A 13,319-nucleotide genomic window follows, 5' to 3' on the forward strand; every position below is an offset into this window, starting at 1 on the left:
TGTCAGACGCCGTACAGGACGATCTTGTGGCCCTGGCGCGCCCAGCGCCCGCTGGACGGACGCATGCCCGATGCCGGACGCGCACCGGCCGGCGCCATGGCGCCCGCGCCGCTGCCGTTCTGCGTGGCGACCTGGCTGGCCGCGCGGCCCAGCAGGCCGGGCGCGAACTGGCGCGCCGCCGCGCTGGCCGCCGCCTGGGCGATGGCGCGCGGGTCGCCATTGCCGCGCGCTTGCGCGGCGCGGTTGACCGTGTCGGCGGCCAGGCGCACGAATTGCTTGGCGCCCTCGAATTCGCGGTCTTCATTCGACGACGCTTCCCCTTCCAGCCCCAGCGCGCTGCCGGCGGCCGAGGCCAGGCCGCTGCCGATCTTGGCCCCCAGCGGCCCCCCGAAATAGCCGCCGATGGCGCCGCCGGCCAGGGGAATGGCCTTTTTCGCCACGCCCTTGAGCACGCCGCCGATGGCTTGCCCCACAGGCGATTTGATGATGCCGCCCGCCACCGAGGCGGCCTTGCGCAGGAAGTTGCCGAGAAACTGTTCCAGTTCGGCTTCATTGCTGACCGACAGCAGTTCATTGGCCAGCTCCATCTCCTCGGCCTCGGAAAACATGGCGTTCGCGCCGCCCTCGCCGCTCCACTCGCCCTGGCCAAACTCGAACTGTTCCGCTTCAAAGCCGGACATCTCCTGTCCGTATTCCAGGGTCGTACGATCTATGTCATGCATGATGAACTCCTCAAAGTTAGCACCTCGTTTCACACCTTGGTTGACACCTCGGTTGACACTACCTGGCCGGACTGAGCAGCCGTCCGGCTAACAATCGAGCACGACGATGTGCCCGCCCTCGCGGCGCCAGCGGCCAGCGTCCCGTCCTGGCGTTTGCGCCGCCTGCCTGAGCAAGCCTGGCGCCACGGTGCGGGCCACTTGCAGCAGGGCAGTTTCCACCCGCGCCCTGGGCGCGCGCGCAGCCATGGCGCCGTCCTGCGCCAGCGCCGTGTTGACGGCATCGATCAGATGCACGACCTGGCGCGCCAGCTCAAACTCCTTGTCTTCCGGGCTCAATCCTTCCAGTTCCATGCCGAAGATGCCTGCGGCGCGGCGCTTGAGCGCCTGCGGCGAACCACCATGCAAGGGCAGCAGCGGCGCCACCGCCCTGCCCAGCAGCTGACGTAGCGGCCCTTCCAGCGGCGTGCCGCGCACCTGCTGGCCCGCCGCCGTGGCGCCCAGCTGGCGCGCCAGGAAAGCGTCGAATTGGGCTGGCCCCTGCAGTTCCAGTAACTGCGCCGCCAGTGCCAACGCATCTTCCTGCTGCAGGGGCAGCATGACTGGTGCGTCAGGCAATTCCATTTCGGGACGATAGGCAAGCAGACGGCTGGTCATGACAGGCTCCGGTGACAGGCGGGCGGCTGGCCCATGCCTCCTTGACGCAAGGCTTATGCCAGCCACAGACAGAGGGAAAAGCGGGGTGGGCGGCGAACGGCGTTTCGCCGATAGCGTAAAAACCATGGTTTCCGGCGAAGCGGGTTTCGTTATCGGGATGAGCTTTCCAGCAAGCTTAATTGGCAGGAATGATTACGTCGCCTATGCGCCACAACGCCCGCGATGCGCAAGAATTATTTTCCGTTTCCAAAAAACAAAGTTCGCGCTACCGCGCCGAAATCACCGCCAATACCCTGCCAACGCGCAGCAAAAAATAAACGTCGCCAACACGTAAATAGTTTCGTGGGTGGCGCCGTGAAGGGCAACGACGTCTACGGCGCCTTTCCCGTCACGGGCCTGGGCCATGCGCTGGACGTGGGATCCGGCGCCCTGCTGCCGACCACCTCCGTCGACCAGTACGGCGCCACCCTGGCCACGTGGTTCGGCGTGGCCGACAGCCAGCTGGCCGAGGTGTTCCCGAGCATCGGCAACGTCAGCCGGCGCGACCTGGGTTTCATGACGGCAAGCTAACCGTTCACGGCGATGAGCAGGGTGGCGACATAGCCATCCGTGGCATTGCCCATCACCGTGGCCATTTGCAGGCTGGTGCCGTCGGCAAAGACATTGTCGGTGGCGTAACTCATCTGCGCCAGGTTGCGCACGCTGGCCGTGTAGCCGCTGGCCGTGTAGGCTTCGCTCAACGTTGCCATCGGGAAGGTGAACTGCGAGGTCTTGAGGCGGTTCGCCGCGCTGGCCGCCTTGGCCAGGCTGGGATAGACCTCAAAGTGCACGTGCGGCATGCGTCCCGCGTAGCAGCCGGGAAAGATGGTCGTGAACACAAGGTTGCCGGCGCTGTCCGTTTCCTGCACGCCGCGCAAATAATTCTGCGCCGTCACGCCGCTCGAATACAGCGAATACAGGCCGTCGCGGTCGCAATGCCACAGATAGACGGCGTAGCCGGCCAGGCTGGCGCAACCGCCGCTGGCGTTGAGCAACTGCAACTTGATCGTCAGCGGCACGCCCGCCGCCACGCCCGTGGCGCCATTGAAACTGGCACGGATATCGCCGCGCACGACGCCCGACTGGTTCAGCACGTTGATGATGCTGCCGCCGTTCGTGTTCGTGCCGTCGGCCGGATACGGCCCGCCCGTTTCCTCGGGGATCACCGTGCAGGCGCCCGTGCCAGGCGTCGCGGCCGTCTCCGTGGCGGCGGTGCCGGTGCTGGCGCCGCCGCTCGCGGCGCTACCGCTGGCGTCCGACCCGCCGCCGCAGCTCATCAAAGGCAAAGTAGCGGCGCCGGCCAGCAGCCAGCGCAGGACTTGCCGCCGTTCAAAAGCCTGTCGCCGCATCATGTCGAGGTCGGATGCCAGGCCGAGATCATGTAATTCCATACATACTCCATCAAGTGGGGCAAGCCCGCCAAGGCGGGGTTCAGGCTGGCGCACAGGAACACAAGCTGCATGACCCGTCGCGGCAGCGCCTGCAAGCGGCTGTCCGGACGCAAGGCATGGATGCGCATGCTGACTCTCCCTGTGCTCGCGCCAGCCGTCTACTGGCGGCGCGGGCCGGGGCGGCCGTCGTCCCGCTGCTGCGCCTGCTTGCGCTGTTCCGGCGTCAGCACGGCCAGCAATTGCTGCTCCAGCCGCGCCTGCTGCAAGCTGATCGTCGCCATGGCTTGCGCCGCCGTGCTGGCCAGCGCGCTGGCCTTCGCATCGTCGTAGGCGCCGGACCCGGCCAGCGCGCGCAGCTGGGCATGGGCCTTGAAGGCGATCTTTTCCTGTTCCCGCAGCAAGGGCGCCAGGGCGTAGGTGGCGGCGAAAATCTTGTCCTGCTGCGCTTCGCTCAGCTCGATGCCGCGCAGGAAGGGCGGCAAGCCTGGCGCGCCCGGGCCGCCGGGACCATGGACGACGCCGGGCGGCGGCCCTTCCATGGCGTGCGCCGGCGGGCCGTCCGGTGCGGATGCTTGCTGGGCCAGCGCCAGCAGCGGCATGCCGCAGGCGGACAGCAGCAACAGGGAGACGGCGATACTCAGGTATTTCATCGGGATTTCCTTTCGTGGCGATCAGCCCTGATTGTCGGCGTCTGGCGTGTAAAGCAACGTTAGGGCCGCGTAAAAGCGGGTAAAGGAAGGTGCGCAAATGTAAGCGGACGCATGTAAAAGCGGGTAAATGCGTCCTGAACGGCCCCCTTTGACTGCTATCATCGGGCGATATTCACCCGAAAAAAGCATAGGCATGAGCAAGGTTTTGTTAATCGATGACGACGTGGAACTGGTCGGCATGTTCCAGGAATACCTGACGCAGGAAGGTTTTGACGCCCGCGCCGTGCATGACGGCGAAAGCGGCGCGGCCGAAGCGCTGACGGGCCTGTATGCCATCGCCATCCTCGATGTCATGATGCCGCGCATGAATGGACTGGAAACCTTGCGCCGCATCCGCGCCGGCAGCAACCTGCCCATCCTGATGCTGACGGCGCGCGGCGACGACACGGACCGTATCGTGGGACTGGAGCTGGGCGCCGACGATTATGTGACGAAGCCGTGCACGCCGCGCGAGCTGACGGCGCGCATCCGCGCCATCCTGCGCCGTTCGCAAGCCGCGCCGCACGATACGTCGGGCCTGGCGCCGCTGACCGTGGGGCAACTGACGATGTGGCCCGAGCAGCGCCGCGCCGCCTGGGCCGGCGTGCAGCTGGAACTGACGAGCACGGAATTCAACCTGCTGGAAGTGCTGGTGCGCCATGCGGGCAAGCCCGTGAGCAAGAATCAGTTGTCGGAACTGGGCCTGGGACGGCCCATGGCCCGCTTCGACCGCAATATCGACGTGCACTTGAGCAGCCTGCGCCGCAAGCTGGGCAGCCTGGCCGATGGCCGCTCCTGCCTGCAGACCGTGTACCGTCTCGGCTACCAGCTGATCAAGGAGTAAGCGTGGGCCGTCTGTTCTGGAAGTTTTTTCTGTGCATCATGCTGGCGCAAGTGACGGCCACCATCGGCATCGGCGGCACCTTCTGGCTGAAAAACCGCGCGGCGCAGCAAGAGCGAGCCCTCGACATCGACACCAGTCCGCCCGCGCAAATGATCATCGAGGCCGCCAGCGCCACCCTGGAAGCGGGCGGCAGCGGGGCCTTGCGGCAATTCCTCGGCAAGCTCGAACGCATGCGCGTGTTCGCCGTCGATGCCAAAGGACAAGAACTGATGGGCCGCGCGGTGCATCCCGCCATGCTGGCCAAGGCGCGCGCCATGCTGGAGCAAAGCCAGGCCCATCCCGTGGTGCGCGACGTGGCCGGCAGCGACGGCCAGCGCTACCTGCTGTTCCTGCCCTCGTCCGAACGCTTCCGCAATGCCGAGGCGGGCGCCGCGCGCGACACGCTCAACGCCGTCACCCTGAGCGGCCCGCGCGCCATGGGCCCGGCGCCACGGCCCCACGACGCGGGCGCCCCGCCACGCGGCGAATTCGGCCGCGGCATGCCGCCCGGCCCGCGCATGGACAGCCCCTACCGCACCTTCATTCCCCTGGCCGCCGCCATCGCCGCCAGCCTGCTGTTCGCCTTCCTGCTGGCCTGGTATTTTGCGCGCCCCATCCGCGACCTGCGGCAAGCGTTCGAGGCCGCCTCGCACGGCAACCTGGCGCCGCGCTTTCACGCCAGCGGCAAGCGCGGCGATGAATTGACGGACCTGGGACGCGATTTCGACCGCATGACGGGCCGTTTGCGCAGCCTCATGGATAGCCAGACGCGTCTGCTGCATGACGTCTCGCACGAGTTGCGCTCGCCGCTGGCGCGCCTGCAGGCCGCCATCGGCCTGGCGCACCAGCAGCCGGAAAAGATGGCCGCCTCGATGCGGCGCATCGAACGCGAAAGCGAGCGCATGGATAAACTGATCGGTGAACTGCTGACCCTGTCGCGGCTGGAAGCCGGTGCCGGGCACTCGGGGGCCGGGCACGCGCACGGCGAAGACGTCGGCATCGCCGACCTCGTGCACGACATCGTGGACGACGCCCGCTATGAGGCCAGGGCGCGCCTGCTGGGCATCGATCTGGCGGGCGACGCGGCCACGGCCGACGCCATGGTCACGGGCCAGCCGGAACTGCTGGCGCGCGCCGTGGAAAACGTGGTGCGCAATGCCGTCAAGCACAGCCCCGATGGCGGCACGGTGGACGTGGAGCTGTCGTGCCAGCATGACTGGCTGCGCATCGCCGTGCTGGACCGGGGCCCCGGCGTGGCCAGCGCCGACCTGGCCCGCATTTTTCAACCATTCTTCCGCGCCAGCAATACCCAGCACAGCACGGACGGCCATGGCCTGGGCCTGGCCATCGCCCAGCACGTCATCAACGCCCATGGCGGCCGCATCACGGCCAGCTTGCGCAGCGGCGGCGGCCTGTGCGTGGAAATGCTGTTGCCCGTCAAAACGCCAGGCTGACCTGTCGGCGAGCCTGGCGTTCTTTATGCCCGGAGATGCTGTCAGGCCTGCGTATCGATGATGCTGCCCAGGGTCGACGCGCTTGACTTGGCCGGGCTCGTCGCCGTCTCGGCGCCGCTGGCCGGCTGAGCGTCTTGCTGCGCCGCCTTCTGCGCGGCGGCCGCTTGCAACTGGGCAATTTGCGCCTGCAAGGCCTGGATTTGCTGCGCCAGCTGCTGCTGCAGCTTTTGCGACGCTTCCGTCTGCTCACCTTTCTGCGATTCCGTCAACTGCTTTTGCGCCGCCGTGATCTGCTTCTGCAGCGCCGCGATCTGCGCACCGCCGCCCGCACTGGCGCTACTGGCCGCGCCGACTGTGCCGACCGCGCCGCCTGAACCGATTGCCGCTACCATGATGCCTCCTCAGTGTTTCGATACCAAGGTTAACGGCAGGCATGGGCACGGATGTAGTGCGGCGGGTGTAAAGGCAGGTAAAGACGGCCGCCGGCACGCACCCTTGCTCCTCGGCACAGAAAGCTGGCACACTGGCATGTCCCCAGACACACCTTGATCGGATCGCCATGCCCTTGCTGCCCGCCCTGCCCGACCTCGTGCTGCGCCAGCGCTGCGGCGTGATCGAGTTTCCCGTCCACCACATGCGTGGCGGCACGTCGACGGGCCTGGTTCTGCATGCGGCCTGCGTGCCGCCGGACCTGGCACTGCGCGAGGAATTGCTGCGCCACCTGATGGGCACGCCCCAGTCCGGCCCGTTGCCAGGCAACCGCCAGATCACGGGCCTGGGACGCGGCGCGCCCACCAGCAACAAAGTCTTCCTCGCCGAGGTGGAACGGCATGCGGGCCGGCCGCGCCTGGTCAGCACCCTGGCGCAGCTGGCTGGCGAGCATGCGCATATCGACTGGAGCGTGAACTGCGGCAATATGTCGTCGGCCTTGCAACTGTGGGGCCTGGACAGCGGCGTGATCGAGGCCCTGGCGATCGGCGCGCACGATATCGATATCCGCAACACCAATACGGGCGTTATCACCACCTCGCGCATGACGCGCGAACTCGATGGCAGCTTTACGGCGAGCAGCATTCCCGGCGTACCCGGCCACTTCCCCCGCGTCGACCTGTTCCTGCAGCAGCCCGCAGGCGCCAAGACAGGCAAATTACTACCGACAGGAAATGTACAAGACCAGGTGCACGGCTATGACGTCTCGTGCGTGGACGTGGCCGTGCCCATGGTCATCGCGCTGGCGAGCCAGTTCGGCAAGACGGCGCAGGAACCGGTATGGGAACTGGAGGTGGACACGGCTTTCATGCAGGCCATCCGCCAGGTGTGGAGCGCGGCGGGACTGTTGATGGGCTTGCGGCGGCGCGATGGCGCATCGATGACACGGGAAGAACTGGAACGCAGCGAAACCATCCCCAAGTTCTGCATCGTGGGCGCGGCGGCGCGAGAGGGAAATATTGCGGTACGCTACTTTACGCCGCAAGCGGGCCACGCCTCGCTGGCCGTCTCGGGCGGCTGCTGCCTGGCGGCGGCGTGCCTGATACAAGGAACGGTGGCGCATGGCCTGGCGCATGGCTTGCAGCCCGTCGGGCTGGCAGACAGGGATATCGAGGTCGGCATCGAAAACCCGGCCGGCATCCTGGACACCACCATCGTGGCGCGTCAAGATCCGGCGGGACACATCGCCATCCACGGCGCGGCGTACCGGCGCAGCGCGCAAATCCTGCTGCGCGGCCATGTGCCGCTCTACCAGGCTTCCGCCGCGCTGAAGGCCTGGCTGCTGAAACAGATCTAAAACAAGGCCAGGCAGGGACGGCGCCCCGCCATCCATCAGGTCTTCGGCAATGTCACGCCGACCTGGCCCTGGTACTTGCCGCCGCGGTCCTTGTACGAGGTTTCGCACACTTCATCGGACTCGAAGAACAGCACTTGCGCCACGCCTTCGTTGGCGTAGATTTTCGCCGGCAGCGGTGTCGTGTTCGAGAACTCCAGGGTCACATAGCCTTCCCACTCCGGTTCGAACGGCGTGACGTTGACGATGATGCCGCAGCGCGCATACGTGCTCTTGCCCAGGCAAATCGTCAGCACGTTGCGGGGAATGCGGAAATACTCGACCGTACGGGCCAGCGCGAACGAATTCGGCGGAATGATGCAATAGCCCTTGCCCGACACGTCGACAAAGTTATTGGCGTCAAAATCCTTCGGATCGACGATGGTGGTGTTGATGTTGGTGAACAACTTGAACTCGTCGGCGCAGCGGATGTCATAGCCATAGCTGGACGTGCCGTAGGAAACGATGCGGTTGCCGTCGCGTTCCTTGACCTGGCCCGGTTCGAACGGCTCGATCATGCCCGTTGTTTCCGCCATGCGGCGTATCCATTTATCGCTTTTAATCGTCATCGCAGGGGTATCTTTCTAGAATATCGGAATGGCTGGAGCCGCACGCCTGCTGCAGGCGCGGCCCGGATGGCAGGATTTTACGCGAAAATCCGCCGCTGTTGGCCCCCCTCCCCTGAAAATCCTTGGCGTCAGGCTATTGTTTCGCCAGCAAGGCAGTGATCATCTCGCGCACCACTTGCGCCGTCAGTTCCGGATTTTCCATGGGAAACAGATGGCCGCCCGGCACCTGGCGGAAAAACTTGCCGACCAGCTTGCGCGTGGCCGTCAAGCCCGCCTGGCGGCACTCCACCGATTCCGTGCCGCCGATAAACCCGATGGGCACGGGAAAGCCATCCTTGACGAGGCCGCCGATGTGGTGCGGCAAGCTGCGATAGACCTGCGTTTCCACTTCGCGCGTAAAGCGCAGCTGCACCCCTTCCGGATGCGGCGCCAGGCCGCTGTCCATGTAATCGCGCAACACTTGCGGGGCCCAGATGGCGAACATGTCCTTGGCCGCGAAGTGTTCATAGGCGGCTTGCGCGCTTGGCCACAGCTTGCGCCGCCGGGCGGAAAAACGCGACGGGGAAAACCGCTCGCCCAGCGCCGTGTTGCGCGCCAGGCGCACCAGCAAGGCGCGCCAGCCCGCCACCACGGGCGAATCGAGCAAGACCACGCAGCGCACCAGGTCGGGCCGCTGCTTGGCCACCATCACGCTGAGCATGCCGCCGAGCGAATGGCCGACGAGGATCACGGGCGCGCTGTAGCGGCGCTCCAGGTCATCGATGTACTCGCGCACCAGTTCGGGCCAGCCCGTGCTGACGGGGTACGCGGGGTCGTGCGCATGCATGTCGAGCGCCTGCACGGTGTAATGCTGGCCCAGCAAGCCGAACAGCTTGCGGTAGGTGCCGGCAGGATAACTGTTGGCGTGGGCAAAGTGCAGTTGCGGGAGGGTCATCGTGGGACGGGGCCGGTGAATGCGATGGACAATTGTAATGGCATGCCGGCAAGACGGATCAGAGGAAGGCCTCTAATTGCGGGCGCGCTGGCGCCATGCCGGGCACGAACGAGGCCAGCACTTCGCCCAGCTCGGCGTTGGAATCCACCACGCAAAAAGCATCGTCGAACGCATGATCGCGATTCATGTGGTTGCGCACGATGATGCATTCCAGTCCGGCCGCGTTGGCGGCGCGCAAGCCGCGCGGCGAGTCTTCCACGGCCACGCAGTCGGCGGCGGCCAGGCCCAGGCGCTGCAAGCCCAGCCGGTAGCCATCGGGCGCCGGCTTGCTCTCGCCATACATTTCACGCGTCAGCACAAAATCAAAATGTTGCAACAAGCCCGTGGCCGCATGGCTGATCTGGAAATGCTGTTCGTAGGCGCTCGTCACCACGCCCATGGCCACATGCGGGCGCAGCGCGGCCAGCACGGGCTCGATGCCGGGCATGGCCAGCCGGCGCGCCTGACGCAGGCGTTCGCTGAACAGCCTGGAGCGTTCGCCCCGCAGGCGCTCGACCAGCTCAATGGCGTGGCCCTGCCCCAGCAGCACATGCCAGGCGCCGTAGTGATTGTCCAGGAACCAGTCAAAGAATTGCTTCGGCGTCAGGTCTATGCCGTAGGGCAAGAGCAAGTCGCGGTTGCTTTCATAAAACAGCTGTTCGGTATCGACCAGCACGCCATCGTTGTCCCACAGCACGCCCTGGATGGTTTTCATGGCTTGTTGTCGTTTAAAAAACTTACTTGAAGAAGATGTCGTAGGACAACTTGACGATCAGCAGCACCAGCAGCACGAGGAAGAGGATGCGCACGAAGGCGGCGCCGCGGCGCACGGCGATCCAGGTGCCCGTCAAAGCGCCCAGGATATTGCACACGGCCATCGGTGCGGCCACCGCATACACCACGTGGCCGGCGGGAATGAAGAAGGCCAGCGCGGCCACGTTGGTGGCGATATTCACCAGTTTCGAGCAGGCCGAGGCGAGGATGAAATCGAAGCCGAAGACGCGGATGAAGAGGAAAATCAAAAAGCTGCCCGTGCCCGGCCCGAACAGGCCGTCATAAAAGCCGATGGCGCCGCCGATGACGATGGCGAGGATGCGCTCGCGCGGACCAATCGGGCGCGCTTCGCGCGTCGTGCCGAAATCCTTCTTGATGAAGGTGTAGATGGCCATGATGATGATCAATACCAGCACCATGGGCCGCACCACCTGCTGCGGCACGTACGACACGGCGGCCGCGCCGATGAAGGACATGACGAAGGCGCTGGCCACGGCCGGCAGCACCAGCAGCCAAGGGATGTGCACCTTGCCGACAAACGAGCGGGCGGCGAACGTGGTGCCGCAGGCCGACGCCAGTTTATTCGTGCCCAGCAAGGAGGTCGAGGCCATGTTCGGCATCAGGTTGAACAGGGCCGGCAACTGTATCAGCCCGCCCCCGCCCACGGCGGCATCGATGAGGCCGGCAAAGAAGGCAAATAAACACAGCAGCGAGATGGTCAGCATGATAGGCAGTAGGGAATGGGCGACAGCGGCAGTATAGGCGTCGTGGATTTTTCCGGATGCAACTTCAAATTGCGGAAAACGCAATCAGGCGTAACGCTTGACGGAATGCGCCCGGGTGCCTGACTACTGCTTGCTGGCAATCATTGTTAACACGTTTTACATCGGCACCAAGTTGCCAGCGAAACTAGCAGTGGCCGCATTTATCCAGTCGTTCTGCACCACTTTGGTGTAGTCCAGGTCAAAACCGGCATGCCTGGCCAGTTGCTCGATAAATTGCCGCATGCTGCGGCCATTGCCTTCCCTGAACGGATGCAGAGCGTTGATTTCAGCATAGTGAAAAGCGAGGCGCTTGACGAATAGCGGCTTATCGAGCCCGACAAGTAGCTTGTCGCGCTCGATGGCAGGAAAGATTTGCTTGTCTGCATAGCTCTGGATTGCCGCATGATGCGCGAAAAACGTGGAGCCCTTGGAAATATCCACGGTCCGAATTTTTCCGGCCCAGGCATACAGGTCTTGAAAGAGGTAGGAATGTATTCCTTGCAAGTGTACTAAATCGAATCGTCCGACCACTGGGCTTTCCTGAAGCTCCATGGAGCGCTCGGCTGTTTTACGGAATTCGAATTGCCTCAATCGTTCCTTGTCTCGGATATCCAGCTTGTTGCGCAGGATATCCGTACCAGGGTAACAATAGGGGTCATTGAAAGTCACGCGGCATGTAACACTGGCGATTTTTCCCCGCTGTCCGTGCCTGCAGCAACTTGGACATCGGTAATGGCGCGCACCTGGGCAAGCGTGAGTTCTCCTTGAACATAGCGCTCAAGCAAAGCCAGATATTCCGGGGCGGGCTCGAAGCCTTCAAGCGCCCAGCTTGCCAATGTTTGATTTACCGATCGTTGACGATCTTGCTGGGTAAATTTGGCCATCAATTTCTCCCGAATGCGCGATGAATCAAGCTTTATTTTAGCACGACGGGCAACGACCGACGCAGTCGCCAAGCGGCGCCGGACGAAGTTGCCCGTCGTCAGAATTCAGCCAGGTGACGGATATCGTCCCGCACCTGGCATTGCAGAAAACGCTACGATTCATGGCGCTTGACGAAATACATGCCATGCGGTCTACTGGCCTCTTTTGCCGGGAGCCACGCGATGTCGATGAAACTGATGTGGGAGATCCGCGCCTTTTGCACCGTGGTGGAAAAGCGCAGCTTCATCCACGCGGCGCGCATGCTGGGGCGCTCGCCGTCGGCCGTCACGCGCGCCATCCAGTTCCTCGAGGACGCCATCGGCGCCGAGCTGATCCTGCGCACACAAAAGCAGTTCACCCTGACGACGGCAGGCGAGACGTATTATGCGTCGGCCAAGCACTTGCTGGAAACGCAGGCCGAGGCGGAAGACCAATTGGCGGAATTGAGCAACTCGCCGCAAGGCTGGGTGCGCCTCTCGGCGCCGGAAATCCTGTCGCTGGGCTTCCTGCCGAAAGTGGTGGCGCAGTTTTCGCGTGACTACCCGAACGTGTCGGTGGACATCCATTTCTCGGATAAATCCATCGATCCCATCCAGGAAAAGCTGGATTTCGCCATCCGTGGCGCCTTTCCCCAGTCCAGCGAGCTGATCGGCTATCCCCTGTGGAATTACCGCCGCTACATGTACGCCTCGCCCGACTATATAGAACGCATGGGCGCGCCCGACGAGCCGGAAGAGCTGGCCGGCCACGACATCATCATGCACTCGGCCCCCCGCATCCTGCGCGACTGGCATTTTGTCTCCGCCACGCGCAACGTGCGCTACCAGGTGCAGCCGCGCTTCCGCTTCACCTCCGGCATCGCCACTTTCCAGGCGGCCCTGGAAGGCGCCGGCATCGTACGCCTGGCCAGCTGGCTGGCGGAACCGGCCGTGACCAACGGCACCCTGCGCCGCGTCTGCACGGCGTACCGGCTGACATCATCGAAGGAGCTGGACCCCAGCATTCACGCCGTCTACGGCAGCTCCAGGATGGCCAAGGGGGCGCGGCTGTTTCTGGAATATGTGCGGCAGCGGGGGCTGGAGATACCGGACGAGCGGCACGGCTGACGGCTGCCCCGATGCTGGGCCGCTATGCCTTTATGTGGACAGAAACAGGCGTGTCCAGGACCCACGCCACGTCATAGATCGGCGCCTCGCCACGAAACGCTATCGCGATGAGTTCCAGCGGGGTGACCGTGCCATACGCAATAAAAGTCTCCACATAGCCTTCGGAACCGACATGGTGGTACGCCACCTCCGGCGCCTTGCTGGCCGGCGTCATCCCGACAACGGCCTGTCCCTGGAAGCGGAAAATCAGCACGCATCCCTTTCTTTCCGCCTGCGAAAGCGCCCCCTGCAGTCCCTGCGACAGCGTCACATGCTCAAAAGCGCCTTGCAGCAGCCGATGCGTCACGATGGCCTCGGCGCTTGGCAGGTCCGTCACGTGAAACAGATAGGGATGCTGCCGGCGAACGGCATCAGCCTGCCGCCCCTGCAAATCATATGACAGCGTCTTCGACGGCTTGCTTTGGGAGCGGACCCACTCCTCGAAGCTGATCGCCGGCACGGCCGCCTTTTTCCTCCAACTAAACAGGCCCATCTTCACCCTTTCAGAATAATCCA

General features: G+C 64.3%; 19 protein-coding genes. 6 read left to right on the plus strand and 13 right to left on the minus strand.

The window, feature by feature from the left end:
• Window positions 1-2: 2 nt before the first annotated feature.
• Together J0O65_RS04600 and J0O65_RS04605 are read right to left on the minus strand one after the other, a co-directional pair.
• Window positions 3-722, minus strand: a complete 720-nt coding sequence (locus tag J0O65_RS04600; RefSeq protein WP_152252015.1) for a hypothetical protein — start codon at window positions 720-722, stop codon at window positions 3-5.
• A gap of 87 nt (window positions 723-809) precedes the next feature.
• Entirely contained in the window at window positions 810-1,376 is a 567-nt protein-coding gene (locus J0O65_RS04605; protein WP_215404542.1) for a hypothetical protein, read from the minus strand.
• A gap of 55 nt (window positions 1,377-1,431) precedes the next feature.
• On the opposite strand from J0O65_RS04605, the gene J0O65_RS04610 reads away from it, so the two are divergent.
• Complete coding sequence (locus J0O65_RS04610; protein ID WP_215404892.1) at window positions 1,432-1,710, plus strand: hypothetical protein; 279 nt, start codon at window positions 1,432-1,434, stop codon at window positions 1,708-1,710.
• Between the two features lie 20 nt (window positions 1,711-1,730).
• The gene (locus J0O65_RS04615; protein WP_502793536.1) at window positions 1,731-1,946 is read left to right on the plus strand and encodes a hypothetical protein; all 216 of its coding nucleotides are present in this window, start codon (window positions 1,731-1,733) and stop codon (window positions 1,944-1,946) included.
• Here the strand turns inward: J0O65_RS04615 and J0O65_RS04620 are convergent.
• The 3 genes from J0O65_RS04620 to J0O65_RS04630 are packed head-to-tail and all read right to left on the minus strand — an operon-like array spanning window position 1,943 to window position 3,456.
• The gene (locus J0O65_RS04620; protein ID WP_215404544.1) at window positions 1,943-2,806 is read right to left on the minus strand and encodes a dioxygenase family protein; all 864 of its coding nucleotides are present in this window, start codon (window positions 2,804-2,806) and stop codon (window positions 1,943-1,945) included. The genes J0O65_RS04615 and J0O65_RS04620 overlap by 4 nt on opposite strands.
• Window positions 2,764-2,934 (minus strand): hypothetical protein, encoded by a 171-nt coding sequence (locus J0O65_RS04625; protein ID WP_215404546.1) that lies wholly within the window; start codon window positions 2,932-2,934, stop codon window positions 2,764-2,766. The genes J0O65_RS04620 and J0O65_RS04625 overlap by 43 nt, the downstream gene beginning before the upstream one ends.
• Window positions 2,935-2,964: 30 nt before the next feature.
• Complete coding sequence (locus J0O65_RS04630) at window positions 2,965-3,456, minus strand: Spy/CpxP family protein refolding chaperone (RefSeq protein ID WP_215404548.1); 492 nt, start codon at window positions 3,454-3,456, stop codon at window positions 2,965-2,967.
• A gap of 193 nt (window positions 3,457-3,649) precedes the next feature.
• On the opposite strand from J0O65_RS04630, the gene J0O65_RS04635 reads away from it, so the two are divergent.
• Together J0O65_RS04635 and J0O65_RS04640 are read left to right on the plus strand one after the other, a co-directional pair.
• Window positions 3,650-4,339: a response regulator transcription factor gene (locus tag J0O65_RS04635; protein WP_215404550.1), complete on the plus strand. Its 690-nt coding sequence runs from the start codon at window positions 3,650-3,652 to the stop codon at window positions 4,337-4,339.
• Window positions 4,340-4,341: 2 nt separating this feature from the next.
• Window positions 4,342-5,832 (plus strand): sensor histidine kinase, encoded by a 1,491-nt coding sequence (locus tag J0O65_RS04640; protein ID WP_215404552.1) that lies wholly within the window; start codon window positions 4,342-4,344, stop codon window positions 5,830-5,832.
• A gap of 41 nt (window positions 5,833-5,873) precedes the next feature.
• On the opposite strand, the gene J0O65_RS04645 is transcribed toward J0O65_RS04640, so the two are convergent.
• Window positions 5,874-6,224, minus strand: coding sequence for a FlxA-like family protein (locus J0O65_RS04645; RefSeq protein WP_215404555.1), 351 nt, complete (start codon window positions 6,222-6,224; stop codon window positions 5,874-5,876).
• A gap of 167 nt (window positions 6,225-6,391) precedes the next feature.
• Between J0O65_RS04645 and J0O65_RS04650 the strand changes: the two genes are divergently transcribed.
• A complete protein-coding gene (locus J0O65_RS04650; RefSeq protein WP_215404557.1) occupies window positions 6,392-7,618 on the plus strand; it encodes a PrpF domain-containing protein in 1,227 nt (408 codons plus the stop codon).
• Window positions 7,619-7,653: 35 nt separating this feature from the next.
• Here J0O65_RS04650 and dcd read toward each other — a convergent pair whose 3' ends face one another.
• The 6 genes from dcd to J0O65_RS04680 form a co-directional block, all read right to left on the minus strand.
• Window positions 7,654-8,223 carry a dCTP deaminase gene (gene dcd / locus J0O65_RS04655; RefSeq protein WP_034755486.1) on the minus strand — a complete coding sequence of 190 codons (570 nt, stop codon included), beginning with the start codon at window positions 8,221-8,223 and terminating at the stop codon, window positions 7,654-7,656.
• A gap of 133 nt (window positions 8,224-8,356) precedes the next feature.
• Window positions 8,357-9,157 carry an alpha/beta fold hydrolase gene (locus J0O65_RS04660; protein WP_215404558.1) on the minus strand — a complete coding sequence of 267 codons (801 nt, stop codon included), beginning with the start codon at window positions 9,155-9,157 and terminating at the stop codon, window positions 8,357-8,359.
• A 58-nt stretch (window positions 9,158-9,215) separates the two neighbouring features.
• On the minus strand, window positions 9,216-9,911 hold the full coding sequence (locus J0O65_RS04665; protein WP_215404559.1) for an HAD family hydrolase: 696 nt from the start codon (window positions 9,909-9,911) through the stop codon (window positions 9,216-9,218).
• Between the two features lie 22 nt (window positions 9,912-9,933).
• Window positions 9,934-10,695 (minus strand): sulfite exporter TauE/SafE family protein, encoded by a 762-nt coding sequence (locus J0O65_RS04670; RefSeq protein WP_034756294.1) that lies wholly within the window; start codon window positions 10,693-10,695, stop codon window positions 9,934-9,936.
• A 156-nt stretch (window positions 10,696-10,851) separates the two neighbouring features.
• Window positions 10,852-11,403: a Fic/DOC family protein gene (locus J0O65_RS04675; RefSeq protein WP_215404560.1), complete on the minus strand. Its 552-nt coding sequence runs from the start codon at window positions 11,401-11,403 to the stop codon at window positions 10,852-10,854.
• The gene (locus J0O65_RS04680; protein WP_215404561.1) at window positions 11,400-11,618 is read right to left on the minus strand and encodes an antitoxin VbhA family protein; all 219 of its coding nucleotides are present in this window, start codon (window positions 11,616-11,618) and stop codon (window positions 11,400-11,402) included. The genes J0O65_RS04675 and J0O65_RS04680 overlap by 4 nt, the downstream gene beginning before the upstream one ends.
• 222 nt (window positions 11,619-11,840) lie before the next feature.
• Between J0O65_RS04680 and J0O65_RS04685 the strand changes: the two genes are divergently transcribed.
• Window positions 11,841-12,764, plus strand: coding sequence for a LysR family transcriptional regulator (locus tag J0O65_RS04685; protein WP_215404562.1), 924 nt, complete (start codon window positions 11,841-11,843; stop codon window positions 12,762-12,764).
• 22 nt (window positions 12,765-12,786) lie between these two features.
• Here the strand turns inward: J0O65_RS04685 and J0O65_RS04690 are convergent, their stop codons facing one another.
• Window positions 12,787-13,296, minus strand: a complete 510-nt coding sequence (locus tag J0O65_RS04690; protein ID WP_215404563.1) for a hypothetical protein — start codon at window positions 13,294-13,296, stop codon at window positions 12,787-12,789.
• Between the last annotated feature and the right edge of the window lie 23 nt (window positions 13,297-13,319).

This window comes from Janthinobacterium sp. JC611 (assembly GCF_018682595.1).
Taxonomy (GTDB): Bacteria; Pseudomonadota; Gammaproteobacteria; order Burkholderiales; family Burkholderiaceae_D; genus Janthinobacterium.